This is a genomic window from Mycobacterium sp. SMC-17, from assembly GCF_045310915.1.
Lineage (GTDB): Bacteria > Actinomycetota > Actinomycetes > Mycobacteriales > Mycobacteriaceae > Mycobacterium.
In genome coordinates this window covers 42,739-67,020 of the sequence record NZ_JBJIAK010000005.1, presented here as the reverse complement: position 1 = coordinate 67,020, position 24,282 = coordinate 42,739, and the positions used below count along the sequence as shown (strand labels likewise).

The following is a 24,282-nucleotide window of genomic DNA, read 5'->3' as shown; positions in this document are numbered from 1 at the left end:
CCATCAGATGTCGGGGCTGATCGTGCCTTCATTCCGCGCCCAGGGCCGGTTCAAGGACCCGGCCGATCCCGTCGCTGCCGCCACGCCGACCTCGGCGCCGGAGGCCCGCATCGTCATCGCGCATGTGGTGACGCCGGTCCTGGCGCCGACACCCGCGAAGCCGCGGAGCCTGGATCCCGCCACGGTCGCGCTGCTGAGCCGGCCGAGCCGCGCACCGTCGACCGGCTGGCGCAAGGCGCTCTACTACGCGACCGGCACCCTGCTCAATCCCGGTGACAGCCCCAAGACCCTGCACCGCAACCGGTTGACCGCGCAGATCAACCGCCCGCTGCGGGACTGCTACCGGGTCGCGGTGCTGTCCCTCAAGGGCGGCGTCGGGAAGACGACCATCACCGCGACGCTGGGGGCGACGTTCGCGTCGATCCGCGGCGACCGCGTCATCGCGGTGGACGCGAACCCCGACCGCGGCACCCTCAGCCAGAAGGTGCCGCTGGAGACGCCGGCGACGGTCCGTCATCTCCTGCGCGATGCCGAGGGCATCTCCAGCTACAGCGATGTCCGCAACTACACCTCGCGCGGTGAGAGCCAGCTCGAGGTGCTGGCCTCGGAGAGCGACCCGGCGGTGTCGGAGGCGTTCAGCTCCGAGGATTACGCCCGCACTCTGGCGGTGCTGGAGCCGTACTACCGGCTGGTCCTGACGGACTGTGGCACCGGCATGCTGCATTCGGCCATGGGTGCGGTGCTCGCGCACGCCGACGTGCTCGTCGTGATCAGCTCAGGCTCGGTCGACGGCGCCCGCAGTGCCGCGGCGACGCTCGACTGGCTCGACGCCCATGGTCATCAGGAACTGGTGCGCAACGCCGTCGCGGTGGTCAATGCCGTGCGTCCGCGCTCGGGCAAGGTCGATCTGCGCAAGGTGGTCGATCATTTCGGCCGCCGGTGCCGGGCGGTGCAGGTGGTGCCGTTCGATCCGCACCTGGAGGAGGGTGCCGAGGTCAGTCTGGACCGGCTTCGGCCGGACACCAGGGATGCGTTGCTGGAATTGGCCGTGGCCGTCGCCGACGGATTTCCGCTGTCGCTGTAGAGAGTCGCTACGAACCGAGCCGGCGCAGGAATTCCGGATCGTCATCCGGGCCGATGACGCGCGTGGTCGGCCGCGCGGCCGTGGCGCGAGTGGCGCGCCAGCCCACGTAGGCCAACAGCGCCAGCAGCGTGATCAGGAGCAGGAACTGCACGTAAAACCTCCTTTATTCGAATATACGCGTCCGTCGGTAAACTCGTGCGGTGTCTGATGCGCCCGCCACCCCGTCCATGCCACGTTTGCTGCTCGACGTTTTTCTCTACGCGCTCGCCCGCCTGCTGCTGTTAGCGGTGATTGCCGGCGCGATCTTCGGTGTCGTCGCGTTGCTGGGTATCCGTGATTTCCCGGCCATGGTGGCGCTGCTGTTCGCGCTGGTCCTCGGCATGCCGCTGGGCATCTGGCTGTTCGCTCCGCTGCGCCGCCGGGCCACCGCCGGGATCGCCGCCGTCGACGAGCGTCGCCGCGCCGAGCGCGAGCAGCTGCAGGCCCGGTTGCACGGCGAGGATTCCGCCGGCGACTGACGCCGCCCGACTAGGGCTTGACCGCCACCAGCACCGCGGTGATCAGGGCGGCCCACACCAGCATCGTCAGCCCGGTGTCCTTGAGCACGGGGATCAGCTCGCGACCGCCGAGGCCTGAGCGCACGGGCTTGGCCGCGCGGACCGCCAGCGGTGCCGCCGCGAAGCCGACCAGGCACCACGGGGTCGCGAGCGTCAGGACCGCGGTCAGCACGAACGGCAGCAGCGTCAGCACCTGGAACAGCTGGCGGGTGCGGGCGTCGCCGAGCCGCACCGCGAGCGTGATCTTGCCCGAGACTTGATCAGTGGGAATGTCGCGAAGGTTGTTGGCCACCAACACCGCCGACGACAAGGACCCGACCGCGATGGCGAGCACGAGTCCCACCCAGTCGACCCGCAGGGCCTGCGTGTACTGCGTGCCGAGCACGGCGACCAGCCCGAAGAACACGAACACCGCGACCTCGCCGAGCCCGCGATAGCCGTACGGGTTGGTGCCGCCGGTGTACAGCCAGGCGCCGGCGATGCACGCCGCGCCGACGGCGATCAGCCACGGCTGACTGACCAGCGCGAGCGCCAGGCCGGCCCCGGCGCCGATGGACAGGCTGATCACGGCCGCCGCCAGCACCGCCTGCGGCGAGGCCAACCTGGCCCCGACCAGGCGCACCGGCCCGGACCGGTCGTCATCGGTGCCGCGGATGCCGTCGGAGTAGTCGTTGGCGTAGTTGACCCCGATGATCAGCGATATCGAAACCACAAGGGCCAGAGCCGCTTTCCACCACACCTCACCGCCGACCCAGGCGGCGGCACCGGTACCTGCCAGCACGGGAGCGACGGCATTCGGGAGGGTCCGCGGTCGGGCGCCCTCTATCCACTGCGAAAGACTGGCCACGCGCGCAATCGTCCCACGCCCCTACACTTATCGGCATGAAGGATCGGCTCAGCAAGAACGAGATTCGCAAAGATGTCGTGCAGGAATCCGTCGAAGCCGTCGCAGGCACCGTCGGCGAGGTCATGAACATCGTCGTCACCGCCGTCAAGGACGTGGCGAGCTCCATCGGCGCCCTGGCCACCGACGCATTCGAGATTCGCGACGGCGCCCGGCGGGCCCGCGCGCAGCTGGAACAGGACGAGGCCGAGGATATCGAGGACGACGACGTCGTGGCGCCCGCGCCGACGCCCGTCACGGCCGTGACGCCGGAGACCGTGGATACCCCCAAGACCGACGCCGAATAACGGATGCTGGGAGTCATCGGCGGTAGCGGTTTCTACACGTTCTTCGGGGACGACGCGCGCACCGTCACCGTCGACACGCCCTACGGCACGCCGAGCGCGCCGGTCACCATCGGGGCCGTCGGCGGGCACGAGGTGGCATTCCTGCCACGGCACGGGCTCAAGCATGAGTACTCGCCGCACACGGTGCCGTACCGCGCCAACATGTGGGCGCTGCGCAAGCTCGGGGTGCGGCGGATTTTCGCCCCGTGCGCCGTCGGCAGCCTGACCGCGGATCTCGGCCCCGGCGTCGTGGTCGTGCCCGACCAGCTGGTGGACCGCACCCGCAGCCGCGAGGACACGTACTTCGACGCCGGCGGCATCCACGTCGGCTTCGCCGATCCGTACTGTCCGACGCTGCGCGCCGTGGCCGCCGAGCAGCCGGGCGTCATCGACGGCGGCACCATGGTGGTCATCCAGGGGCCCCGGTTCTCCACCCGCGCCGAGAGCCAGTGGTTCGCGGCCCAGGGGTTCACGTTGGTGAACATGACCGGCTACCCAGAGGCCGTGCTGGCCCGTGAACTCGAGATGTGTTATGCGGCAATCGCTTTGGTGACCGACCTGGATGCGGGCATCGAGGCCGGCGCCGGCGTCACCACCGTCGACGTCTTCGCGGAGTTCGAGCGCAACACCCCGATGTTCAAGGCGCTGGTGCAGCAGGCCCTGGCGACCGTCCCGGCCGAACGAACGTGTACCCACTGCCTGGCCCACAGCGGGGTGAAGCTGCCGTTTGAACTGCCCTGATCGAGGCGGCTCTTGACACCCGTCAAGTCGGGGTGGCAAAACTGACGGGGTGACTTCCCGCATCTGCGAACAGCTCGGCATCGACTTTCCGCTCTTCGCCTTCAGCCATTGCCGCGACGTGGTCGCCGCGGTCACCAACGCCGGCGGCTTCGGCGTGCTGGGCGCGACGGCGTACACGCCCGAGCAGCTCGACCGGGAACTCGCCTGGATCGATGATCACGTCGGCGGCCGGCCCTACGGTGCGGACATCATCGTGCCGGCGAAATTCGAAGGCAAGGGCGAGAACCTGTCGGACGGCCAACTGGCCGACCGAATCCCTTCGGAATACCGGGAATTCGTCACCCAACTGCTCATCGACCACGGCATCGAGCCGGAGGAAAAGATCCGCACCGGCGGGTCGGTGCTGTCCGGCAACACCGGGCACGACCTGCTCGACGTGGCGTTGAGCCATCCCGTCAAGCTGATCGCCAATGCCCTTGGCGTGCCGCCGGATTACATGATCGAGGCGGGCCGCGAGCGGGGGATTCCGGTGGCCGCGCTGGTCGGCGCCAAGGAGCACGCCGTCAAGCAGGTCGCGGCCGGGGTGGACCTCATCGTCGCGCAGGGCACCGAGGCCGGCGGGCACTGTGGTGAGGTGTCCACACTCGTCGTGGTGCCGGAAGTGATTGAGGCGATTGATGATTCGGTCCCCGTGCTGGCGGCGGGCGGCATCGTCACCGGCCGGCAGATGGCCGCGGCGGTCGCGCTGGGCGCCGCCGGGGCCTGGACCGGTTCGGTGTGGCTGACCACCGAGGAGGCCGAGACCGCGCCGGCCACCAAGCAGAAGATGCTGGCCGCCACGTCACGCGACACCGTGCGGTCGGCGGGGCGCACCGGAAAGCCCGCACGCCAACTGGTTTCGGACTGGACGGATGCCTGGGCGCCGAACGACGGCGGCCGCAAGCCACTTCCGCTGCCGCTGCAGAACATGCTGAGCGAGCCGGTGATCCGGCGCATCGACCGCCTGGCCGCCCAGGGCCATCCGGGCGCCCAGCAGTTGGCGACCTACTTCGTCGGCCAGGGCGTCGGCCTGATGAACAAGGTCAAGCCCGCCCGCGAGGTCGTCCGCGAGTTCATCGAGGACTACCTGGCCGCCACCGAGCGCCTGAACCGCTCGCTGCCCTAGGGATTTGTGCACGATTCTCCGCGCGAGGCGCGGAAGATCGTGCACAAATCCCCGGGTTACGGCTCGATGGCGCGGCGGCCTTCCTTGAGCTGACGGCGTTCGTCGGCGGCGTCGATGATCGTGGTGTCGGTGCCGTCGAGTGCGGTGTACGGGTCGGCGCCCCGCAGCGGCGTCGTCGGTGCGAACGTCGCGTTCATCTGCGGTGCGGCCCACTGGGGTTCGACGCGCGGGTGGACGCCCTGGCCCGCCCCGAGCGCCTGGCCCTGGTCCGCGGCGCGCGGGCCCGACGACTGCTCGTGCTCGTTCTCGGTCACCGTCGTCCGCGACGTCCGGCGCAGCGTGAACGTGATCTCCTCGAACTCCTCGATGACCTTCTGCGCCGAGCGCAGCTGCTGCACCGACGTGTCGATGACGCGGTCCACCACGGGCGCGACGGGCGCCACCAGCGGACGCAGCAGGCGAGCCGCGACCTTGGTGAGGTCGGGCAGTTGCGGCAGTGTCAGGCCGCCTGCGGGCTGGCTGGTCGCCTGTACCGGCAGGTTCTCGGCCCGCTCGTCGCCGATCGGGACGAGTTCGGCCGTGGCGGCCGGTTCGGCCGGTGCGTCGGCCGGTTCGGGCTCCGGCGCTGGTGCGGCGCTCAACGAACGCCGCTGCGGGTCCGGGAACGCCATGAGTTCGTCCCAGTCGGAGTACATGGGCTGCGGCGGCGAATCGGGCCGCAGCACCTCGGCGGTGGGGGCCGCGAGCGCGGGCTGCGCCGGCTCGCCGGTGAGGGCTTCGGCGACGCGCTGGCGGTGATATTCGCGGTTGATCTCGGCGTCGGTCTCGAGCGCGAGCTTCATGGCGGCCAGCTGGTGTTCGGCCTTCAGAATCTCGGCTTCGGCCCGCACCTCGGCCTGCTTGACCGCGATGGCGGTCTCGGCGCGCAGCTCGGCCCGCAGCCGGGACTCGTCGTGGCGCTCGCGCAGGGTGCGGTCCTGCCGGGCGTGCAGCAGCATCGGCAGCAGGTACAGCAGGACGCAGACGCCGACCACGGCGATGCGCGCCACCAGCGCGGCAGGCGTGTCGATGGTGTAGCCGTTCATCGCGACCCAGCGCGCGCCGAAACCGCGGTCCGCGCCGGCGCCGGCCGCATCGCGCGCGGCCGTGACCGTGTGCTCGGCACCGGCGATCCGCGCGTCGAGGGTCGGGGCCTGCTCGCCCCGGGCCGCCAGTGCGGCATCGAGCTCGCGCTGGTCGTGCTCGAGGATGTCCTGCGTGTTCTGGGTGATCTGGCCGTCACCGGGCACACCGGTGACGGGCTGCTGGGCGCACGACGGCGTCGGGTGGTATTCGCAGCGGGCCACGACCTGAGCGTCGTCACGACGCTGCCGGGCGGAGTCGACGGCGGCGTCGAGCGCACCGCGGCTCGCGCGCAGCGCATCCAACTGGCCCTGCGCGGTGGCCACGGCCGGCGTGGTCGCGGCGCGAGCCGCGGCCTCGGCGTCCAGACGCTGGGTGATGGCATTGCTGAACAGCGTCATCGCGGCCAGTTCACCGACCAGCAGGCCGATCGCGACGGCCAGGGCCGCCCGGCCGGCGGTGCCGCGGGCGCTGGCGACGGTGCTGCGGATGGCCACGACCACCAGCGCACCGAAAATCAGGGTCACGGGCAGCACGACGGCCAGTGGCAGACCGGTGGACGGGGCGGCGACGGCGGCGGCCACGGCCCAGGCCAGCACGCCTCCCGACCAGGTCAGGGCGGTCACCGCAGGATGGTTGTCAGGCTGTCTGTGGGCAGGCATGGAAACTCCAACTCTTCCGGTCCGCGTTCCAGGGTCCCAGAGAGCCGGGCCCGTCACCGAATCAAGCGCCGGTGCTGTGACCGGCATCACGGGCCGATCAGGCGTTTTTCTGGTACTGCAGCGTCAGCGCCCGCCGGTCGAGCTTGCCGATCCCGCGGCGGGGGAGTTCGGCGACCACGTGCACCTCACGTGGGGCGGCGGTGGCGGCCAGCGTGGCGCTGACGTATTCCCGCAGGTCAGCTACGGTGGGTGCGGCCGCGCCCGGGTGGAGCACGACGGCCACGGCCACCCGCTGGCCCAGCCGTTCGTCGGGCATGCCGAACACGGCGCATTCGGCGATGGCCGGATGGCCCGCCAGGGCCGACTCGACGAGCGCGGGCAGCACCTTGAGACCGCCGGTGGCGATGGCGTCGTCGATGCGGCCCAGTACCCGCAGCACGCCCGAATCATCCACGGCGCCAATGTCATCGGTGACGAACCAGCCCGCCACGAACGGCGACGGGTCGACGGGATTTCGGTAACCCGACGCCAGCGTGGGACCGCCCAACGAAATTCGGCCGGTGTCGTCGATGCGCAGCCGGACGCCGCTCAGCGGTCGTCCGTCGTAGACGCAGCCGCCGCAGGTCTCGCTCATCCCGTAGGTGCGGACCACGGAAATGCCTGCGGCCGCGGCCTTTTCGCCGAGTCCCGGCGGCATGGGGCCGCCGCCGATCAGGACGGCGTCCAGTTCGGCGAGCGCCGCGGTCGCGGCGGGATCGGCCAGGATCTTGGCCAGCTGCACCGAGACCAGTGACGTGTAGCGCCGTCCCGAACCCAAAGCCCTTACCGCAGAAGGCAGTTCACTGACGTCGAAACCCGGGTCCAGCGCGACGGGCGTGGTGCCGGCCCGCAGGCTCCGCACCAGAACCTGCACTCCGGCGACGTGGTAGGCAGGCAGTGCCAGCAGCCACCGGCCGGGCCCGCCGAGCCGGTCATGCGTGGCGTCGGCGCTGGCGTGCAATGCCGCGGCGGAAAGCAAGGCGCCCTTGGGGATTCCGGTGGAACCCGACGTCGAGACCACAAGGGCCACGTCGTCGTCGACGGCTTCACCGGCGCGCAATGTCTCCGTCAGCAGCGCGGCCTGGCGGTCATCGTCGGCCGGCACCGGCAGTAGCGCGCCGCGGCCGTCCAGGGCCTGCGCCAACTTCGGGATCAGGGCGAGGGCCGCGTCGCCGGAACCGACGGCGACCGGATGCAGAACAGCTATGCCACGCCTCCGTCACCGGGCTCGCCGTCGATCGGGTCGCGGGGATCGTCGAGCGGCCAGCCCTTGGCGGCCAGCCGGGCCCGCACCCGCTCCACATCCTCGGCGCGGGGGAGTTCGTCGGTGATCCGCGTGATCAGTACGCCGATGTCGATGTCATCGAATTCACCACGATTCATCAGCCCGCGGGCGACGGACTTGACCTCGTCGTTGGTCAGGCGCCGGGACAGCAGCGCCAACAGCGGCACCCGGTCGGTGGCGGGGATGCCGTCGGGATACCCGGCTTGCAGCCACGCCACGATCTTGGTGAGAAACGAGTTCATGGCGTCACCTCCTGATCTCGGGGAGGGGCGGCCCAGCTGTGCGCTGTGTGCCCCGAAATTGCGCACCGAATCCTATGCCCAGCCTGTGACGTGGGCATATCGCCACCGTAACCCTCGGCATCGCCGACAGCACTTTGCCAGACTAATTAGACGAAGCTAACAGGTGAACACTCCATGAACACCTCTTCGGGTCGGGCAAACACCCAGGTCGCGGTCCGGATTGAGGACTTCTGTAACTGGTCAAAAACGGCGCCGTTACACCAGAATGAGCGCCATGAGCGCAGAGTTGGTCATCCTGGTGCTGTTGATCGCAACAGCACTGGCATTTGACTTCACGAATGGATTTCACGATACCGGTAATGCCATGGCGACCTCGATCGCCACAGGCGCGCTGAAGCCCAAGACCGCCGTGCTGCTGGCCGGCGTCCTGAACTTGGTCGGCGCGTTCCTGTCAGTCGAGGTCGCCGTCACCGTCACCACCTCGGTGCTGAAGATTCAGGACAGTAAGTCCGGGCACCTACTGAAGTCCATCGACGCGTCGACCGGACTCACCATCATCTTCGCCGGCCTCATCGGCGGCATCCTGTGGAACCTCCTCACCTGGCTGTTCGGCATCCCTTCCAGCTCGTCGCACGCGCTCTTCGGCGGACTGATCGGTGCCGGCCTGGCCGCGCTCGGCACCGCGGGCATCAACTGGAGCGGCGTCATCCAGAAGGTGCTGATCCCGGCTGTCGCGGCTCCGTTCATCGCGGGCCTCGTGGCCGCCGTAGGCACCTGGCTGGTCTACAGGATCACGCGCAACGTCATCAAGAAGCGCCGTGAGGAAGGCTTCCGCTGGGGCCAGATCGCCACTGCATCGCTGGTCGCGCTGTCCCACGGCACCAACGACGCGCAGAAGACCATGGGCGTCATCGCCCTGGCCCTCATCACCACCGGCCACCTGACCGGCGACGTGAAGAAGGACGGCCTGCCGTTCTGGATCATCGCGTCGTGCGCCCTGGCCATCGGCCTGGGCACCTACATCGGCGGCTGGCGCGTCATCCGCACCCTGGGCAAGGGCCTCGTCGAGATCGAGTCCCCGCAGGGCCTGGCCGCCGAGGCGTCCTCGGCCGCGATCATCCTGAGCTCCAGCGCCGCCGGCATGGCGCTCTCGACCACCCACGTCGCCACGGGTTCGATCCTGGGCAGTGGCGTCGGCAAGCCCGGCGCTTCGGTCCGCTGGGCCGTCGCCGGACGCATGGCCATGGCCTGGCTGATCACGCTGCCGGCCGCGGCGCTGGTCGGTGCCCTGTCGTACTGGCTGTCCTACGGCCTGAAGTCCGCCACCGGTTCCGCGCTGGTGGGCGACGGCACGATCTTCGTCATCCTGGTCGCGCTGTCGGGCTTCATGTACTGGCGTGCGCAGCAGCAGAAGGTCGACCACAACAACGTCAACGCTGAATGGGACGCGTCCACCAACTCCGTGGTGCCTGCCGACGTCCGTGAGGCTGCCGCCAAGTCGCCCGAATCCGCCGGCGTCTGATTCCCGCGAACCGAACCAGAAGGAATCACTGATGCATTACTTGGAAGCCATCCTCAAGGTCCTCGTCGTGGGTTTGATCCTCGGTGCCGGACTCCCCGCGGTGTTCGCGGGCGGCCTCGTCGCCTACTCCAACGGCGCCGGCGGCGAGCACTCCGATGGGACGGTCACGGCCCCCAACCCGATCCTCAAGTACCTGGGTCTGGCGCTGTTCATGCTGGTCGGAGCCGTCGTCCTGCTCGCGATCCTGTGGATCACCCGGTCCACGATCATCCACCACACCGGCGTCGACCTGTTCCCCTTTCTGAAGAAGTGAGCTGACGGACAATGACTGAATCCAATGGATTGTTCGAGAATGTCCTGAAGTGGCTGCGGGCGGGATACCCCGACGGTGTGCCGCCGAAGGACTACTACCCGGTGCTGGCGCTGCTGAAGCGTTCGCTCACGGAGGACGAGGTCGTCGAGGCGGCGCGGTCCATCCTGCGCACCAACGACGGCGAGAGCCCCGTCACCGAGGCCGAGATTCACGCCGCGATCGCGGCCGTCACCAACCAGGAGCCCAGCCCCGACGACATCCACCAGGTGTCGGCGCGACTGGCCTCGGTCGGCTGGCCGCTGGCGACGCCGGCTCGCTGACGCGCCGCAGAACTCACCACCCGCGACACCCGGAGTGCTAACTCCGGGTGTCGCGTCGTAGCGGGTGGGTGTCGGGCACCTGGACGAAGATCAAGGTGACCTGATCAGGATCGGTGACGTGCATCTCGTGCAGGCCCCACGGTTCCTGTCTCGCGGCACGGGAAATCGCCACCCCGCGGGCCTCGAGCTCGGCCTGGGTCTGGTAGACGTCGCGCACCTGTAGCCACAGCGCGCCCGGGAACGGAACCGTCGGGCCGTCGTCGTCACGGCCGTGGCCGGCGAGTTCGATGAGCGACTGGCCGGCGTAAAACACTGTGCCGGCACCGTATTCGCGGGCGATGGCCAGGCCGATGGCGTCGCGGTAGAACGCCACCGACTTCGCGTAGTCGACGGGCCGGATCAGGATGCGGCTGGCGAGGATCTCCATCGCGTCACCCGATCGACTGCGCGCGTCGGCGTTTCATCATCTGGTCGACCAGGCCGGGCACGAAACTGTTGAGCGCGTGCGACGTCACCGCGATCCGGGGCGCGATGCGCACCGGGCGGGTCTTGGCCGCGGTGACCATCCAGTCGGCGGCTTCGTCGGCCGACAGGCCGGGCATGCCGTCGAAGGCGCGGGTCGGCGCGATCATCGGCGTCTTCACCAGCGGATAGAACAGTGTCGAGGAGTGCACTCCGCTTGCGCCCCATTCGGTTTCGATGACCCGGCTCACCGCGGTCAGTGCCGACTTGGAGGCGTTGTACACGGAGAACAGCGGCGACGACTCGTTCATCACACCCCACGTCGACACGTTGATGATGTGCCCGTCGCCGCGCTCGAGCATCCCGGGGGCGAAGCCGCGCACCAGGCGCAGCGGCGAGTAGTAGTTCAGCGTCATGGTGCGTTCGAGGTCGTGCCAGCGGTCCAGGGACTCGGCCAGCGGCCGGCGGATGGACCGGCCGGCGTTGTTGATCAGGATGTCGACGCCGCCCAGCTCGGCTTCCACGTCCGCCACCAGCTTGTCGATGGCGTCCATGTCGGACAGGTCGCACGGCCGCGCGATGGCGTCACCGCCGCTGTGGGTGATCCGGGCGGCCACCTTGTCCAGCAGTTCGGCCCGGCGGGCGACGATGACGACCGTCGCTCCGAGGTGCGCGAACTTGGCGGCGGCCGCCTCGCCGATGCCCGACGACGCTCCCGTCAGCACGATGCGTTTTCCGGCCAGGTCGACCTCGCCGTGGCCCGACAACCGTTCGATCAGGGGCGGTCGCATGCCGGCGAGCAGCAGGCTCTCGGAGACGCGCCGTAGGGGACTCTTGCTCACCCCCTGAGCTTAGGGCCGCGGCGTCAGCTCGCTCCGGTGACAGGCCAGACGTTGGTGTACACGAGTTCGTCGAGCGGGCGCGCCGTCGTCCAGCCGACGATCTCGAGTTCGGGGCGGTCCGGGAACTCCGGTACCGGGCCGACACACAGCACCGCGATCGGTTCGGCGCCCTCGGGCATGCCGAGGAGGGCGGCCAGCTCGGCCGGGTCGAACAGCGAAACCCAGCCCAGCCCAAGGCCTTCCGCGCGGGCGGCCAGCCACATGTTCTGGATGGCGCACGACACCGACGCCAGGTCCATGTGGGGCATGGTCCGGCGGCCGAAGATGTGACGCTCGCGATCGTCGCCGAGGGCCACGACGAACAGCTCGGCGCAGTCGCCGATGCCTTCGACCTTCAGCGCCAGGAACTCCGCCTCGCGCGGCCCGAGGGCCTCGCCCGTCTGGATGCGCTCGGCGTCGACGAGCTTCTTGATCGCCGTCCGGACGGCCGGGTCGGTGATGCGCAGGAAGCGCCAGGGCTGCATCAGCCCGACACTCGGCGCCATGTGCGCGGCCTCCAGGATGCGGCGCAGAACCTCTTCGGGCACCGTGGAATTCGGCGTGAAGTGCCGCATGTCCCGACGCTCGGACATGACGCGGTAGACGGCTGCGCGTTCGGCGTCGGAGTAACTCGGCTCGCTCACCGGAGGGAGGCTAACAGGGATCAGCGGGATCCGATCGCGTCTGAGTGACGCCGGTGGAAACGGCGGGGTGGCTGCCCTGCGGGCGTGGTCCGGTGGGGGAAGGCGAACCACGCCGCAAGGGTCACGTTGTAGCCGGTGAGGATCGCGTACAGGACGGTGTCACGCGAGTCGAAACCCAGAGGTCCCGGGCTGTGACTCGACGTTGCCGCCACGCACACCGCCGTCACGATGAACCAGCCGACGGCGGCGACGCGGTTGAACCGCGCCGCGCCGCGGCCGAACGCGGCGAAGACGGTCACCACGCCGACCACGAGCAGCAGCGCGCAGTGCAGCGGCGTGACCCGCAGCCACATCAGGGGCGCCCCGGCGGCGCCGAAATGCGGGTTCGCCATGGACCACGCCAGGCCGGTGCCGCCGAAGACGCCCAGCGCGAAACCCTCGGCCCCCAGCGCCCACTGGCCGATTCGCGCTCGCGTCCCGACGTCCACGTGCCAAGTGTGACGCGAGGTCTCCACCATCGGCGCGCGCCTAAGCGGATACACAGCGCACTCATGGGAAAGCACACAGCGGGCTGTCGTCCAGATGACGGACCAGGGCCCCGCCGAACCTCAGAAGTAGCGGGGGAACTCGCTCCAGTCCGGGTCGCGCTTCTGCAGGAACGCGTCCCGGCCCTCGACGGCTTCGTCGGTCATGTAGGCCAGACGGGTGGCCTCGCCGGCGAAGATCTGCTGACCCACCAGGCCGTCGTCGAGCAGGTTGAATGCGAACTTCAGCATCCGGATGGCCTGTGGTGACTTGCCGTTGATCTCGGCCGCCCATTGCAGCGCAACGGTTTCCAGGTCCTTGTGGTCCACGACCTCGTTGACGGCGCCCATCTTGTGCATGGTCTCGGCGTCGTAGGCGCGGCCCAGGAAGAAGATTTCGCGGGCGAACTTCTGCCCGGTCTGCCGCGCCAGGTACGCGGAGCCATAGCCGCCGTCGAAGCTGCCGACGTCGGCGTCGGTCTGCTTGAACCGCGCGTGTTCGCGGCTGGCCAGGGTCAGGTCGCAGACGACGTGCAGGCTGTGGCCGCCGCCGGCCGCCCAGCCGTTGACGAGGCAGATCACGGGCTTGGGCATGAACCGGATGAGCCGCTGCACCTCGAGGATGTGCAGCCGCCCGGCGCGGGCCGGGTCGACGGACTCGGCGGTCTCGCCGGACGCGTACTGGTAGCCGCTGCGGCCGCGGATGCGCTGATCGCCGCCGGAGCAGAAGGCCCAGCCGCCGTCCTTGGACGACGGTCCGTTGCCGGTGAGCAGGATGACGCCGACGTCGGGGCTCATCCGGGCATGGTCGAGGGCGCGGTAGAGCTCGTCGACGGTGTGCGGCCGGAAGGCATTGCGCACGTCGGGCCGGTCGAAGGCGATCCGGACCGTCGGCTGCGGCTTACCGTCCAGCACGTGCCGGTGGTAGGTGATGTCGGTGAGTTCACCGAGTTCGGTCACCGGCTGCCAGAGCTGCGGGTCAAACGGATTGTCTGCGTTCACGCCTCGACCTTAGAGCCGACGGTGTTTGGTCCGCGCCACCCAGGGGTACTAGATCGGACACAATCAGCGGCCGTTCGCGGCCCGAATACAGGAGGACCTTGATGAAGCGGTCAGCAGGCGTGGTGGTGTCGAGTGTCATTGCCGGACTGATGCTGGTCGGATGCTCGCCGGCCGTGCAGGGCGGCGATACCAAGTGCAAGGACTTCGTCGGCGCCGACGAGAAGACGCAGAACGAAGCGGTCAACAAGATGATCAAGGACCGCAAGGGCGCCGATCCGTCGTCCCTCGAGGTGTCGGGGACGCGCGCGTCGGCACTGGCGTGGTGTCAGACCGTCGGTCAGCAGGACGCCCCGATCAAGAACGCGCCGCACATCTAGCCGACTACCGAGCGTGGGGGTTGACGCGGAAATCCGGACCGGATTTCTCGTCAGCCCCCACGCTCGTCGGTGTCTAGACGGGGTCGAACCGGAACACCGCGCAGCGGCCTGCGAGTGCTTCGAATTCGTCGGGGTTGGGCCCGGTCACCAGGCCCGCGTTCTTCATGAAGCCGACGCCCGTCGGCACCAGGATCGGGAACTGCCGCAACAGCGGCCGGGCCTCGTCGGCGGGTACCTCGAACAGCCGGACCTCTTCGCGATGACGCCCCTGCGTGACGGTGGCAGTGGCCGCGGCGCGCGCGTTGCGCACCCAGTCGGCATTCGGGAACCCGCCCACCACGTAGCGGTGGCCGTCGACCTCGAACGGGGTGATGGGCGTCGACCGCGGTTCACCGGACTTGCGGCCGGGCACGGTCAGCACCACGGGGCCCTTGATCGGGACCACGCGCATGACCGCCATCATCACCTTGTTCATGGGCTTGAGCCACCAGGGTGGCTTGAGATTCGCGTCGCTGTCCGAGGCCATGACCCGAGGCTAGACGAGGCGCCGAAACCGCGCTGGCGTGCTATGTTCGCCCAGCTGAAAGTGGGGTTTCGATGTCGAATCAGTGGCCCCCCGGGCAATTCGGGCCTGGGCAGTTCGGACCCGGTCAACCACCGGGTCAACCGTATGGGCCCAACCCGTACGGCGCACCCGGTATGCCGCCGAACGTGCCCTATCCGCAGTACCCCCAGCCGCAGTACCCCCAGCCCCCGGGTTACGGCGTGCCCACACCGCCCGGGCCGGCGGGACCGTCGGGCGTGACGGCGATCATCGCCGCGGTGCTCAGCATTCTCGGCGCCCTGTCGACGGCATTCCAGGCGTTCTCCAGCTGGTACGCGGTCGCCACGATCGGCGCGCTGACCAGTTCGTACGCGAGTGACACCAAATCCAGCCTGATGGGTCTGAGCAGCGGCATGGCCGTCGTGCAGACGGTCGTGGCGATCGCCCTTCTCGTCGGTGGCGTGTTGCTGGTGCTCGGGCGCGGGGTGGGCCGCTGGGTCGTCATCGGCGGCTGCACCGCCGTGGTGCTGGCGAACGTGATCGGGCTGTTCGCCTCGCTCACCATCCTCAAGCGGCTCGACAGCACGCTCGGCGGCAGCTACGAGGGCATGCAGAGCATGGCAGGCCTGTCGGTGATGTCCGCCGCGGTGCCGATCGTGTTCGCGCTCGCCACCGGCGTGCTGGCCGCGCTGAATTCGACGCAGCAGTGGTGCCGGTGGAAGAGCGGGCAGGCGGCGCCCGCCGCTCCTGTCGGCTACCCGGGTTATCCGCCGCAGTACTAGACGTAGCGGTTGCGTCCGGCGAACCAGCCGGCCGTCAACTGCACCGCGTAGACGGTGAAGAACAACACGAACGGCACGTGCCAGTCGCCGGACACGTCGTGCAGCAGCCCGAACAGGAACGGGCCGGTGCTGGCGAACAGGTAGCCGAAGCCCTGCGCCATGCCCGAGAGCTGTGCGGTGTCCTCGGCGTTGCGGGCGCGCAGCGCGATGATGGTCAGCGCCAGCGAGAACGCGCTCAACCCGATGCCGATCATCGTGCTCCACAGCACCGGCGCCGCCATCGGCGCGATCAGCAGGCCGATGGTGCCGGACACGCCCAGCACACCGAGGCCGACGTTCCACAGGCTCTGGTGTGTCGTGCGGGCGGCCAGCGGCGAGATCAGCAGCGCGATCGGGACGCCGATCAGGGACATCACCCCGGACATCACGCCGGCACTGGTCTTGTCCATGCCGTTGTCGATGAAAATCTGTGGGAGCCAACCCATCATGACGTAGGCCAGGAACGACTGGCTGCCCATGTAGACCGTCACGGTCCACGCGAGCGGGTTGCGCAACAGCGAGCGGCGCTTGGTGGCCTGGGCCGCGGTGGCGGCCCAGTCGGTGCGGTGGCGCCGGGCCGCGGGGACCCAGAGGAGCAGCGCGGCCAGCGCGAGGGCGGCCCAGATGGCCAGTGACGGACGCCAGCCGCCGACGCTCTGTTCGACGGCCGGGGTGACCGCGGCACCGAACGCGCCGCCGGCCTGCAGCGCGCTGGTGTAGATGCCTGTCATCAGGCCGACGCGGGCGGGGAACGAGCTCTTGATGACCACCGGGATCAGCACGTTCGCCAGCGCGATGCCCGACGAGGCGAGCAGGGTGGCGCCGAGCATGAGGCCGCCGTCGCCGTACGGCCGCACGATCAGCCCGACGGCCAGCGCCAGCAGTGCGAGCGTGACGGTCCGGCCCAGGCCGAGTCGTTTGGACAGCAATGGCGCGGTGGCGCCGGCGGCCGAGAAGCACAGCACGGGCAGGGTGGTCAGGATGCCGGCCCAGACCGATGACACCCCGAGAGCGGTGCGCATCTCGCCGAGCAGGGGAGCGACGCTGGTGACCGACGGCCGCAGGTTCAGCGCGGTGACGACGACGGCGAGGGCCAGCAGGATGCCGCTGGCGAGGCGCGTGTTCGGGCTCGCCGGGATGTCGGTGATCTCGATGGCGCCGTCGAGCTCGAGTGCCAATTCATCTTCGTAACGGGCGTGTGGGGTTCCGCTCACGGCAGCACTCATCCTGCTAGGATGCCATACATCCTATGATTGGTTGAAAGGATGATTGCGTGACGCTGAACACAGCCCGCCGGGCCGGCTTGGTCGAGCAGGTCATCGAACAGCTCCGGGACTCGGTCACAGACGGGGAATGGCCCGTCGGGCACCGCATCCCCAACGAGACCGATCTCGTCGAAGCCCTCGGGGTCGGTCGCAACACCGTGCGCGAGGCCGTGCGGGCACTGGCGCACGCCGGGCTGTTCGAGGTGCGGCAGGGCGACGGCACGTACGTCCGTGCCACCAGCGAGGTGTCCGGTGCGCTGCGCCGGCTGTGCAGTGACGAGCTGCGCGACGTGCTGCAGGTACGCCGCGGGCTGGAAGTGGAAGGCGCCCGCCTGGCCGCGACCAACCGGACCGACGACGACATCGTCACCCTGCGCCGGCTCCTGGACGGCCGCGACGACGAACAGCGCGCCGGGCATCACGACGAATTCGTCCACGCCGACACCGAATTCCACTGCGCCGTCGTGCGGGCATCGGGCAACGCGATGTTGATCGACCTCTACCTCGGTCTCATCGAGGTCATCACCGCGAGCGTGTCGGTCATGAACGAGACGCCCGTCGAGACCGAGTTCGAAGACCATCACCGGTTGCTCGACCGCATCGTGGCAGCCGACCCGGACGGCGCGGCCGCCGCGGCAGCCGTGCTCTTCGACCGCCTGCTCGCCGGGTTGCGATCCACTCGCGAGCAGACGTAAAACTGTCGTTTTCAGGCCGAAAACGACAGTTTTGCGTCTGCTCGCGGAAAGGCCTCAGCCCACGGAGCGCTCCGAGCCGGCCCAGAACTGCGCCCGGACGGCCTTCTTGTCGGGCTTGCCGAGGGCCGTCACCGGCACGGAGTCGGCGATGACGACCTGCTTCGGCGACTGCACCGAGCCCTTGCGGTCCTTGACCGCGGCCTGAATCTCGGCCGTCATCTTCGCGATGGCATCCTCGGAACGATCGGCCTCCGGACGCAGCACGACGACGGCCGTCACCGCCTCGCCCCACTTCTCGTCCGGGGTGCCGACGACGCAGACCTGGGCGATCGAAGGATGTTCGGCGACAACGTCTTCCACCTCGCGCGGGAACACGTTGAAGCCGCCGGTGACGATCATGTCCTTGGTCCGGTCGACGATGAACCAGAACCCGTCCTCGTCCTCGCGGGCCAGGTCGCCGGTGTGCATCCAGCCGTCTTTGAACGTGTCGGCGGTGGCCTCCGGCAGGTTCCAGTAGCCACCCGACAGCAGCGGCCCGGACACGCAGATCTCGCCGACCTCGCCCTGCTTGACGGGCTTGCCGTCGTCGCCGAGCAGCGCGGTCCGCGCGAACAGCGTCGGCCGGCCGCACGACGTCAGCCGCTTCTCGTCGTGCTCGCCCTTGGCCAGGTACGTGATGACCATCGGGGCCTCGGACTGGCCGTAGTACTGCGCGAAGATCGGGCCGAACCGGCGGATGGCCTCGGCGAGGCGCACCGGGTTCATGGCGGAGGCGCCGTAGTAGACGGTCTCGAGCGACGACAGGTCCCGCGTGTGCGAGTCGGGGTGGTCCATCAGTGCGTAGATCATCGACGGCACGAGCATGGTCGCGGTGATCTTCTGCTCCTCGATGACCCGCAGCACCTCGGCGGGGTCGAACTTCTTGAGCACGACCAGCTCGCCGCCCTTGACGATGGTCGGGGTGAAGAACGCGGCGCCGGCATGCGACAGCGGCGTGCACATCAGGAAGCGGGGGTGCTCGGGCCACTCCCATTCGGCCAGCTGGATGGTCGTCATGGTGCTGATGGACTGCGTCGTGCCGATGACGCCCTTCGGCTTGCCGGTGGTGCCGCCGGTGTAGGTCAGTCCGCCGACGTGGTCAGGTGCCAGGTCGGCGGCCTTCAGCGGCTGCGGCTCGTACTTCGCGGCTTCGGCGGCCAGGTCGATGGCTGAACCGATCAGGGCGTCCGGCACCGGCCCGATGGTCAGGATCTGCTGGAGCGACGGGACCTTCTCGAGCAGCCCGATGGCCCGTTCCACGAAGGCGTCGGTCGGGTCGATGATCAGGGTCGTGACGCCGGCGTCGGTCAGGACGTAGGCGTGATCGTCCAGAGAACCGAGAGGGTGTAGTGCGGTGCGGCGGTAGCCCTGCGTCTGGCTGGCGCCGATGATCATCAGCACCTCGGGCCGGTTGAGGGACAGCAGGCCGCTGCTGGCGCCGGAACCGGCGCCGAGCGCCTCGAACGCCTGAATGTACTGGCTGATGCGGTCGGCGAGCTGGCCGCCGGTCAGCGTGGTGTCGCCGAGGAACAGGACCGGCTTGTCTTTGTTGCGCTTGAGGGCGCCGACGGTCAAGTGCCCGGAATGCAGGGGATGGCGCAGCAGCTCGTCACTCATGACCTAAGACTAGAACGTGTTCTAGTCCGTAGGTCAAGCCCTGCGGTCTAGCATCCACCTCATGGCCAGCGCTGCGGACCTCGTCATCGTCGGAAACATCCTGACCGTCGACCCCGGCCGGCCCACCGCCGAGGCGCTCGCCGTCACCGATGGCCGGATCGTCGCCGTCGGAGCGCGTGCCGACGTGCAGCCGTGGATCGGTGCCGACACCGAGGTACGTGAGATCGACGGCTGCGTGCTGCCGGGCTTCGTCGAGGCGCACGGCCACCCGCTGATGGAGGCCGTGGTGCTCGGTGGCCGCATGGTCGACATCCGGCCGGTCACGATGCCGAACGCGGCCGACGTCGTCGCCGCGATCCACGCCGAGGTCGCCGCCCGCGGCGCCGAGGGCGCCTACCTGAACGGCTGGGACCCGCTGCTGCAGAAAGGGCTGCCCGAGCTGACGCTGGCCTGGCTGAACGCGGCGGCGCCCGACACCCCGCTGGTGATCGTGCACAACTCGGGACACAAGGCGTACTTCAACTCGGCGGCCGCGGCGAACGCCGGTCTGACGCGCGACACCCCGGACCCGCACGGCGCCAAGTACGGCCGCGACGCCGACGGCGAACTCGACGGCACCGCGCTGGAGACCGCCGCCGTCTTCCCGCTGGTGACGGGCGTGCTGTCGCCGGCCGACTATCCGGCGTTGCTGCTCGCCGAATGTGCCCGGCTGAACCGCGCCGGTCTGACGACGTGCTCGGAGATGGCGTTCGATCCGATGTTCCGGCCGGTCCTGGAGCAGATGCGCGACAAGCTCACGGTGCGGCTGCGCACCTATGAGATGTCCACCGCGGCGCTGCACACCGATGCGTCGCCCGACAACGGCGACGACATGGTCCGGCAGGCCGGCATCAAGATCTGGGTCGACGGTTCCCCGTGGGTCGGCAACATCGACCTGACGTTCCCGTACCTGGACACCGAGGCCACGCGCACCATCGGTGTCGTGCCCGGGTCGTGCGGCCACGCCAACTACACGCGCGAGCAGCTCGCCGAGATCGTCGGCACCTTCTTCCCGCAGGGCTGGCAGATGGCCTGTCACGTGCACGGCGACCACGGCGTCGACACCATCCTCGACGTGTATGAAGAAGCGCTGCAGCGCTGGCCGCGCGACGATCACCGGCTGCGGCTCGAGCACGTCGGCGCCATCACGCCGGCGCAGCTGCAGCGCGCCCACGATCTCGGCGTCACGTGCAGCGTGTTCGTCGACCACATCCATTACTGGGGCGACGTCATCGTCGACGGTCTCTTCGGCCCGGAGAAGGGCGACGTGTGGATGCCGGCCGGCTCCGCCGTCGCGACCGGCATGCGGATCTCGCTGCACAACGACCCACCCGTGACGCCCGAGGAGCCGCTGCGCAACATCAGTGTCGCGGCCACCCGGACCGCCCCGAGCGGCCGCGTGCTGGCGCCGCAGGAACGGCTCACCGTCGACCAGGCGATCCGGGCGCAGACCATCGACGCGGCCTGGCAGTTGTTCTCCGACGACGTCATCGGTTCGCTGGAAGTCGGCAAGTACGCCGATCTGGTGGTGCTGTCCGCCGATCCGCACACGGTGCCGCCGGAAGACGTCGCTGACCTGGAAGTCCTCGCGACTTACCTGGCAGGACAACAGGTTCACGCCAAAGCCGACTGAGCGCGCGGCAGACGTGGCAGGCTCAGCACATGACTGAACTGTCGGCACCCCGATTCCTCGATGAACGTGTTGCCCACTGGGCCGCGACCAAGCCAGACGAAGAAGCGATCACCTACCTCGGCCGGACGTGGACGTGGTCGCAGTGGAACGACCGGGTCCGCCGCCTCGCCGGTGCGCTGCAGGCCTGGGGCATCAAACGCGGCGACGTCGTGGCGTTCCTGGACAAGAACCATCCGGCGTGCGTCGAGCTGACGCTGGCCGCGGCGTCGCTGGGCGCCGCCAACGCCATCATCAATTTCCGGCTCGCCGCTGACGAGCTGGATTTCGTGCTGAACGACTGCGGCGCAAAGGTTCTCATCGTGGGCGCCGAGCTGCGGCCGGCGGTCGATGCCATCACCGACAAGCTGACGGCCGTCGAGCACATCGTCAGCGTGACGCCCGAGGGTGGTGACGGCGACGAGTACGAGGCGCTGCTGGCCGGCGCGGCCCCGGTGGATCGGTCGCCCGACGTCCAGCCCGACGACGTCTGCATCATCATGTACTCCTCCGGCACGACGGGCCGCCCGAAGGGCGTCGCGCTCACGCAGGCCAACATGATCGCGCACACCATCAATGCCTTCGAGGGCTGGACGGCCGAGGCCGGTGACAAGAACCTGGTGGCGATGCCGCTGTTCCACGTCGGTGGCTCGTCGTACATGCAGTACGGGCTGCACAACGGGGTGCCGAGCTACATGACGCGCGACGCCGACGGCGCGTCGCTCGCCGGCGGCATCCTCAACGGTGCCAACCGCACGTTCCTCGTGCCGGCCGTGCTGGCCAAGGTGCTCGAGTCCGGCCCGGACGCGGTGAAGTTGTTCAGCGCGCTGAAGACGTACGCGTACGGCGCCTCACCGATGCCGCTTCCGCTGCTGCGCCAGGCCCTGGCGGCGTGGCCCGACACCGAGTTCATCCAGGTGTACGGCCTGACCGAGGTCTGCGGCGTCGTCAGCCGGCTGATGCCCGAGGACCACCGCGCCGACAACGAGGAGCGCCTGGTCAGCGCCGGCGTGCTGATTCCCCAAGCCGAGGTCCGTGTGGTCAACCCGGAGACCCTGGAAGACGCGCCCGCCGGCGAACAGGGCGAATTGTGGTTCCGCACACCGACATTGATGAAGGAATACCTGAACCGTCCGGACGCCACGGCCGAGGCGATCACCTCCGACGGCTGGTTCCGCACCGGCGACATCGGCCGCGTCGACGCCGACGGCTACATCTTCGTCGAGGACCGGCTCAAGGACATGATCATCTCCGGCGGCGAGAACATCTACTCCATCGAGGTGGAGCGGGTGCTCGCCGAGCACCCGGCGGTGTCCGAGGTCGCGATCATCGGCGTGCCCGACGAGAAGTGGGGCGAGTCGGTGAAAGCCGTTGTGACGCTCGAGGGTTCGGGAGAAGGGGTATCGGATGCCGACCTCATCGCCTTTGCCCGGGAACGCCTCGCCGCCTACAAGTGTCCGAAGACCATCGACTTCGTCGACGACATGCCGCGCAACCCCACCGGCAAGATCCTCAAGAAGGAGCTCCGCAAGCCGTACTGGGAGGGTCGGGACCGCGCCACCGTGTGAGGCACGATGGAGGGGTGCCGCCCGCCATGCCCACACTCGACGAACTGCTCGAGCGCCTTTACGTCGTCTCGCTGCCGATGCGGGTCCGGTTCCGTGGCATCGACGTTCGCGAAGTCGCACTGATCGAAGGACCGTGCGGCTGGGGTGAATTCGGCGCGTTCGTCGAGTACGGCGCGGCCGAGGCGGCGCACTGGCTCGCGTCCGGCATCGAGGCGGCCTACCGGCCCTCGCCGGCTCCGGTGCGTGACCGTATCCCCATCAATGCCACCGTGCCCGCCGTCGACGCGGCGCGGGTGCCCGAGGTAGTGGCCCGCTTCCCGGGTGCCCGCACCGCCAAGGTGAAGGTGGCCGAACCGGGACAGACGCTGGCCGACGACGTGGCCCGCGTCGAGGCCGTCCGCGCCCTGGTGCCGGTGGTGCGGGTCGACGCCAACGGCGGCTGGACCGTCGCGGAGGCGGCGGCCGCGGCGCGGGCGCTGACCGCGTCGGGGCCCCTCGAGTACCTGGAACAGCCGTGCGCGACGGTGCCCGAACTGGCCGCACTGCGGCGGCTGGTCGACGTGCCGGTGGCGGCCGACGAGTCCATCCGCAAGGCGTCGGACCCGCTGCGTGTCGTCCGCGAGCGCGCGGCCGACGTCGCGGTGGTCAAGGTCGCGCCGCTGGGCGGGGTGGCTCGGTTGTTGGACGTGGCCGCACAGATCGACATCCCGATCGTGGTGTCGAGTGCGCTGGATTCCGCGGTCGGGATGACGCGCGGGCTCCTCGCGGCCGGCTGCCTGCCGACGCTGCACCACGCCTGCGGCCTGGGCACCGGCGGTTTGTTCGTGCACGATGTCGCGGACGTGGCACCGCCGGCCGACGGGTTCCTGCCCGTCGGCCCGGTGGCGCCGGACCCGGCCCGGCTGACGGCCCTGGCGGCCGACCCGGCGCGCCGGGACTGGTGGATCGAGCGTGTCCGCGCGTGCTATCCGCTGCTGGGGACGTTGTCCGTCAACTGAATTCGACGAGCGTCACCGGTGCGCGGAAGCGCGCCAACGCCGGCCGGCGGTAGGACTGCCGGGTGACCCACGGCACGAGCTTGCCGCGGCCGGCCGGATAGCGCAGTTCACGCACCGCACGGACGCCGGGGATGGCCTGCAACCGCGGGTACTGGTCGGCGGTGAACCAGAACGGCATCGGGGGCACGGTGTAGTCCGCGCTGAGCCGGAAGCCGCGGCGCTGCGAATAGGCGCTCAGGAACCGCGGCACGCTGTCAAAGACCAACTGCCCGTGGGGAAAACGGTCGGCGCAGGCGGCGATGAGAGCGAAGACGACGTCCTCGGTCAGATACTGGAAGAGGCCTTCGGCGGTGATCAGCACGCCGTCGGCAGCGTCGACGGCGTCCATCCACGAGTGGTCGAGCGCGGACTGCGCGCGATACCCCAGCCGGCCGGACGTCGGGAGCAGCTGCTGCCGGAGCGCGATGATCGGTGCCAAATCCACTGACAGCCAGGTCATCTCGCTGTTGTCCACGCGCCAGAAGCTGGTCTGCAGACCCTCTGCCAGCGCCACGACGGTCGCGCGCGGGTGGACGGTCAGATAATCGCGGGTGGCCGCGTCGAACACCAGGGCCCGCAGGGCGGTGGCCTGATGGGTACGGCCGAAATCCTGGTAGTCGTAATCGAGGCTGTCCCGCAGCGTGATCGCCATCGGGTCGTCGATGATGCCGTCGGGCCGGGCGGCCTCGGTGGCGCGCTGGTGCAAGGTGAGGAGCGCGGTTTCGGATACCCCGTCGAGATGGCGGGCGTCGAGGACTGACATGGGCCCACCGTACGTCTGCCGATCACGTCGGTGGCACCGGCCCCAGGAACGGC

General features: G+C 69.3%; 28 protein-coding genes. 14 read left to right on the top strand and 14 right to left on the bottom strand.

Annotated features, from left to right (window positions below; translation table 11 throughout):
* The first annotated feature begins 7 nt into the window (after positions 1–7).
* Entirely contained in the window at positions 8–1,084 is a 1,077-nt protein-coding gene (locus tag ACJH7A_RS05165; protein WP_406801514.1) for a MinD/ParA family protein, read from the top strand.
* Positions 1,085–1,091: 7 nt separating this feature from the next.
* Here ACJH7A_RS05165 and ACJH7A_RS05160 read toward each other — a convergent pair whose 3' ends face one another.
* Entirely contained in the window at positions 1,092–1,235 is a 144-nt protein-coding gene (locus tag ACJH7A_RS05160) for a hypothetical protein (RefSeq protein WP_020101230.1), read from the bottom strand.
* Positions 1,236–1,311: 76 nt separating this feature from the next.
* Between ACJH7A_RS05160 and ACJH7A_RS05155 the strand changes: the two genes are divergently transcribed.
* On the top strand, positions 1,312–1,602 hold the full coding sequence (locus ACJH7A_RS05155) for a DUF4229 domain-containing protein (protein WP_406801562.1): 291 nt from the start codon (positions 1,312–1,314) through the stop codon (positions 1,600–1,602).
* Positions 1,603–1,612: 10 nt separating this feature from the next.
* On the opposite strand, the gene ACJH7A_RS05150 is transcribed toward ACJH7A_RS05155, so the two are convergent.
* Positions 1,613–2,488 carry a 1,4-dihydroxy-2-naphthoate polyprenyltransferase gene (locus ACJH7A_RS05150; RefSeq protein WP_346417156.1) on the bottom strand — a complete coding sequence of 292 codons (876 nt, stop codon included), beginning with the start codon at positions 2,486–2,488 and terminating at the stop codon, positions 1,613–1,615.
* A 35-nt stretch (positions 2,489–2,523) separates the two neighbouring features.
* Here ACJH7A_RS05150 and ACJH7A_RS05145 point away from each other — a divergent pair, with 35 nt between their 5' ends.
* Genes ACJH7A_RS05145 through ACJH7A_RS05135 form a run of 3 tightly spaced genes read left to right on the top strand, consistent with a single transcriptional unit; the run spans position 2,524 to position 4,777 of the window.
* On the top strand, positions 2,524–2,832 hold the full coding sequence (locus tag ACJH7A_RS05145) for a hypothetical protein (RefSeq protein ID WP_406801513.1): 309 nt from the start codon (positions 2,524–2,526) through the stop codon (positions 2,830–2,832).
* Between the two features lie 3 nt (positions 2,833–2,835).
* Positions 2,836–3,612 (top strand): S-methyl-5'-thioadenosine phosphorylase, encoded by a 777-nt coding sequence (locus ACJH7A_RS05140; RefSeq protein ID WP_406801512.1) that lies wholly within the window; start codon positions 2,836–2,838, stop codon positions 3,610–3,612.
* Positions 3,613–3,661: 49 nt separating this feature from the next.
* Positions 3,662–4,777 carry an NAD(P)H-dependent flavin oxidoreductase gene (locus ACJH7A_RS05135; protein WP_406801511.1) on the top strand — a complete coding sequence of 372 codons (1,116 nt, stop codon included), beginning with the start codon at positions 3,662–3,664 and terminating at the stop codon, positions 4,775–4,777.
* Positions 4,778–4,833: 56 nt separating this feature from the next.
* On the opposite strand, the gene ACJH7A_RS05130 is transcribed toward ACJH7A_RS05135, so the two are convergent.
* The 3 genes from ACJH7A_RS05130 to ACJH7A_RS05120 all read right to left on the bottom strand — a co-directional run bounded on the left by ACJH7A_RS05130 (position 4,834) and on the right by ACJH7A_RS05120 (position 8,127).
* Complete coding sequence (locus ACJH7A_RS05130) at positions 4,834–6,525, bottom strand: DUF4407 domain-containing protein (protein ID WP_406801510.1); 1,692 nt, start codon at positions 6,523–6,525, stop codon at positions 4,834–4,836.
* Positions 6,526–6,658: 133 nt separating this feature from the next.
* Positions 6,659–7,753 carry an o-succinylbenzoate--CoA ligase gene (gene menE, locus ACJH7A_RS05125; protein WP_406801561.1) on the bottom strand — a complete coding sequence of 365 codons (1,095 nt, stop codon included), beginning with the start codon at positions 7,751–7,753 and terminating at the stop codon, positions 6,659–6,661.
* 50 nt (positions 7,754–7,803) lie between these two features.
* The gene (locus ACJH7A_RS05120) at positions 7,804–8,127 is read right to left on the bottom strand and encodes a DUF3349 domain-containing protein (protein ID WP_212807031.1); all 324 of its coding nucleotides are present in this window, start codon (positions 8,125–8,127) and stop codon (positions 7,804–7,806) included.
* A 274-nt stretch (positions 8,128–8,401) separates the two neighbouring features.
* Between ACJH7A_RS05120 and ACJH7A_RS05115 the strand changes: the two genes are divergently transcribed.
* The 3 genes from ACJH7A_RS05115 to ACJH7A_RS05105 are packed head-to-tail and all read left to right on the top strand — an operon-like array spanning position 8,402 to position 10,282.
* A complete protein-coding gene (locus tag ACJH7A_RS05115; protein WP_212807030.1) occupies positions 8,402–9,649 on the top strand; it encodes an inorganic phosphate transporter in 1,248 nt (415 codons plus the stop codon).
* A 31-nt stretch (positions 9,650–9,680) separates the two neighbouring features.
* Positions 9,681–9,962, top strand: a complete 282-nt coding sequence (locus ACJH7A_RS05110; RefSeq protein WP_406801509.1) for a hypothetical protein — start codon at positions 9,681–9,683, stop codon at positions 9,960–9,962.
* Positions 9,963–9,973: 11 nt separating this feature from the next.
* Positions 9,974–10,282, top strand: coding sequence for a DUF3349 domain-containing protein (locus ACJH7A_RS05105; protein ID WP_061004071.1), 309 nt, complete (start codon positions 9,974–9,976; stop codon positions 10,280–10,282).
* Positions 10,283–10,319: 37 nt separating this feature from the next.
* Here the strand turns inward: ACJH7A_RS05105 and ACJH7A_RS05100 are convergent, their stop codons facing one another.
* From ACJH7A_RS05100 to ACJH7A_RS05080, 5 genes are all read right to left on the bottom strand, one after another.
* A complete protein-coding gene (locus tag ACJH7A_RS05100; RefSeq protein ID WP_406801508.1) occupies positions 10,320–10,709 on the bottom strand; it encodes a VOC family protein in 390 nt (129 codons plus the stop codon).
* 4 nt (positions 10,710–10,713) lie between these two features.
* Complete coding sequence (locus ACJH7A_RS05095; RefSeq protein ID WP_212807027.1) at positions 10,714–11,586, bottom strand: SDR family oxidoreductase; 873 nt, start codon at positions 11,584–11,586, stop codon at positions 10,714–10,716.
* A 23-nt stretch (positions 11,587–11,609) separates the two neighbouring features.
* On the bottom strand, positions 11,610–12,269 hold the full coding sequence (gene bluB, locus ACJH7A_RS05090) for a 5,6-dimethylbenzimidazole synthase (protein WP_212807026.1): 660 nt from the start codon (positions 12,267–12,269) through the stop codon (positions 11,610–11,612).
* A 20-nt stretch (positions 12,270–12,289) separates the two neighbouring features.
* A complete protein-coding gene (locus ACJH7A_RS05085) occupies positions 12,290–12,757 on the bottom strand; it encodes a DUF4383 domain-containing protein (RefSeq protein ID WP_346417148.1) in 468 nt (155 codons plus the stop codon).
* A 120-nt stretch (positions 12,758–12,877) separates the two neighbouring features.
* On the bottom strand, positions 12,878–13,795 hold the full coding sequence (locus tag ACJH7A_RS05080) for a 1,4-dihydroxy-2-naphthoyl-CoA synthase (RefSeq protein ID WP_346417147.1): 918 nt from the start codon (positions 13,793–13,795) through the stop codon (positions 12,878–12,880).
* Positions 13,796–13,896: 101 nt separating this feature from the next.
* On the opposite strand from ACJH7A_RS05080, the gene ACJH7A_RS05075 reads away from it, so the two are divergent.
* A complete protein-coding gene (locus tag ACJH7A_RS05075; RefSeq protein WP_029105169.1) occupies positions 13,897–14,172 on the top strand; it encodes a hypothetical protein in 276 nt (91 codons plus the stop codon).
* Between the two features lie 73 nt (positions 14,173–14,245).
* On the opposite strand, the gene ACJH7A_RS05070 is transcribed toward ACJH7A_RS05075, so the two are convergent.
* Entirely contained in the window at positions 14,246–14,698 is a 453-nt protein-coding gene (locus ACJH7A_RS05070) for a nitroreductase family deazaflavin-dependent oxidoreductase (RefSeq protein WP_212807023.1), read from the bottom strand.
* 185 nt (positions 14,699–14,883) lie between these two features.
* On the opposite strand from ACJH7A_RS05070, the gene ACJH7A_RS05065 reads away from it, so the two are divergent.
* Entirely contained in the window at positions 14,884–15,498 is a 615-nt protein-coding gene (locus ACJH7A_RS05065; RefSeq protein ID WP_406774342.1) for a hypothetical protein, read from the top strand.
* On the opposite strand, the gene ACJH7A_RS05060 is transcribed toward ACJH7A_RS05065, so the two are convergent.
* On the bottom strand, positions 15,495–16,763 hold the full coding sequence (locus ACJH7A_RS05060; RefSeq protein WP_406774343.1) for a CynX/NimT family MFS transporter: 1,269 nt from the start codon (positions 16,761–16,763) through the stop codon (positions 15,495–15,497). The genes ACJH7A_RS05065 and ACJH7A_RS05060 overlap by 4 nt on opposite strands.
* Before the next feature lie 47 nt (positions 16,764–16,810).
* Between ACJH7A_RS05060 and ACJH7A_RS05055 the strand changes: the two genes are divergently transcribed.
* A complete protein-coding gene (locus ACJH7A_RS05055) occupies positions 16,811–17,497 on the top strand; it encodes a FadR/GntR family transcriptional regulator (RefSeq protein ID WP_406801507.1) in 687 nt (228 codons plus the stop codon).
* 54 nt (positions 17,498–17,551) lie between these two features.
* On the opposite strand, the gene fadD8 is transcribed toward ACJH7A_RS05055, so the two are convergent.
* Positions 17,552–19,153 (bottom strand): fatty-acid--CoA ligase FadD8, encoded by a 1,602-nt coding sequence (gene fadD8 / locus ACJH7A_RS05050; protein ID WP_212807019.1) that lies wholly within the window; start codon positions 19,151–19,153, stop codon positions 17,552–17,554.
* 61 nt (positions 19,154–19,214) lie between these two features.
* On the opposite strand from fadD8, the gene ACJH7A_RS05045 reads away from it, so the two are divergent.
* Genes ACJH7A_RS05045 through ACJH7A_RS05035 form a run of 3 tightly spaced genes read left to right on the top strand, consistent with a single transcriptional unit; the run spans position 19,215 to position 23,427 of the window.
* On the top strand, positions 19,215–20,825 hold the full coding sequence (locus tag ACJH7A_RS05045) for an amidohydrolase (protein ID WP_212807018.1): 1,611 nt from the start codon (positions 19,215–19,217) through the stop codon (positions 20,823–20,825).
* A 29-nt stretch (positions 20,826–20,854) separates the two neighbouring features.
* Positions 20,855–22,429, top strand: a complete 1,575-nt coding sequence (locus ACJH7A_RS05040) for a long-chain-fatty-acid--CoA ligase (RefSeq protein ID WP_212807017.1) — start codon at positions 20,855–20,857, stop codon at positions 22,427–22,429.
* Between the two features lie 26 nt (positions 22,430–22,455).
* Positions 22,456–23,427 (top strand): o-succinylbenzoate synthase, encoded by a 972-nt coding sequence (locus ACJH7A_RS05035; protein WP_371824485.1) that lies wholly within the window; start codon positions 22,456–22,458, stop codon positions 23,425–23,427.
* On the opposite strand, the gene ACJH7A_RS05030 is transcribed toward ACJH7A_RS05035, so the two are convergent.
* On the bottom strand, positions 23,420–24,229 hold the full coding sequence (locus ACJH7A_RS05030; RefSeq protein WP_212807015.1) for a class I SAM-dependent methyltransferase: 810 nt from the start codon (positions 24,227–24,229) through the stop codon (positions 23,420–23,422). The genes ACJH7A_RS05035 and ACJH7A_RS05030 overlap by 8 nt on opposite strands.
* Between the last annotated feature and the right edge of the window lie 53 nt (positions 24,230–24,282).

Coding starts and splice junctions, on each gene's coding strand:
- ACJH7A_RS05105 (WP_061004071.1), top strand. CDS start 9,974: ATGACTGAATCCAATGGATTGTTCGAGAATGTCCTGAAGTGGCTGCGG.
- ACJH7A_RS05110 (WP_406801509.1), top strand. CDS start 9,681: ATGCATTACTTGGAAGCCATCCTCAAGGTCCTCGTCGTGGGTTTGATC.
- ACJH7A_RS05165 (WP_406801514.1), top strand. CDS start 8: ATGTCGGGGCTGATCGTGCCTTCATTCCGCGCCCAGGGCCGGTTCAAG.
- ACJH7A_RS05045 (WP_212807018.1), top strand. CDS start 19,215: ATGGCCAGCGCTGCGGACCTCGTCATCGTCGGAAACATCCTGACCGTC.
- ACJH7A_RS05140 (WP_406801512.1), top strand. CDS start 2,836: ATGCTGGGAGTCATCGGCGGTAGCGGTTTCTACACGTTCTTCGGGGAC.
- ACJH7A_RS05070 (WP_212807023.1), bottom strand. CDS start 14,698: ATGGCCTCGGACAGCGACGCGAATCTCAAGCCACCCTGGTGGCTCAAG.
- ACJH7A_RS05035 (WP_371824485.1), top strand. CDS start 22,456: ATGCCCACACTCGACGAACTGCTCGAGCGCCTTTACGTCGTCTCGCTG.
- ACJH7A_RS05040 (WP_212807017.1), top strand. CDS start 20,855: ATGACTGAACTGTCGGCACCCCGATTCCTCGATGAACGTGTTGCCCAC.
- ACJH7A_RS05115 (WP_212807030.1), top strand. CDS start 8,402: ATGAGCGCAGAGTTGGTCATCCTGGTGCTGTTGATCGCAACAGCACTG.
- ACJH7A_RS05075 (WP_029105169.1), top strand. CDS start 13,897: ATGAAGCGGTCAGCAGGCGTGGTGGTGTCGAGTGTCATTGCCGGACTG.
- ACJH7A_RS05145 (WP_406801513.1), top strand. CDS start 2,524: ATGAAGGATCGGCTCAGCAAGAACGAGATTCGCAAAGATGTCGTGCAG.
- fadD8 (WP_212807019.1), bottom strand. CDS start 19,153: ATGAGTGACGAGCTGCTGCGCCATCCCCTGCATTCCGGGCACTTGACC.
- ACJH7A_RS05155 (WP_406801562.1), top strand. CDS start 1,312: ATGCCACGTTTGCTGCTCGACGTTTTTCTCTACGCGCTCGCCCGCCTG.
- ACJH7A_RS05060 (WP_406774343.1), bottom strand. CDS start 16,763: ATGAGTGCTGCCGTGAGCGGAACCCCACACGCCCGTTACGAAGATGAA.
- ACJH7A_RS05100 (WP_406801508.1), bottom strand. CDS start 10,709: ATGGAGATCCTCGCCAGCCGCATCCTGATCCGGCCCGTCGACTACGCG.
- ACJH7A_RS05030 (WP_212807015.1), bottom strand. CDS start 24,229: ATGTCAGTCCTCGACGCCCGCCATCTCGACGGGGTATCCGAAACCGCG.
- ACJH7A_RS05120 (WP_212807031.1), bottom strand. CDS start 8,127: ATGAACTCGTTTCTCACCAAGATCGTGGCGTGGCTGCAAGCCGGGTAT.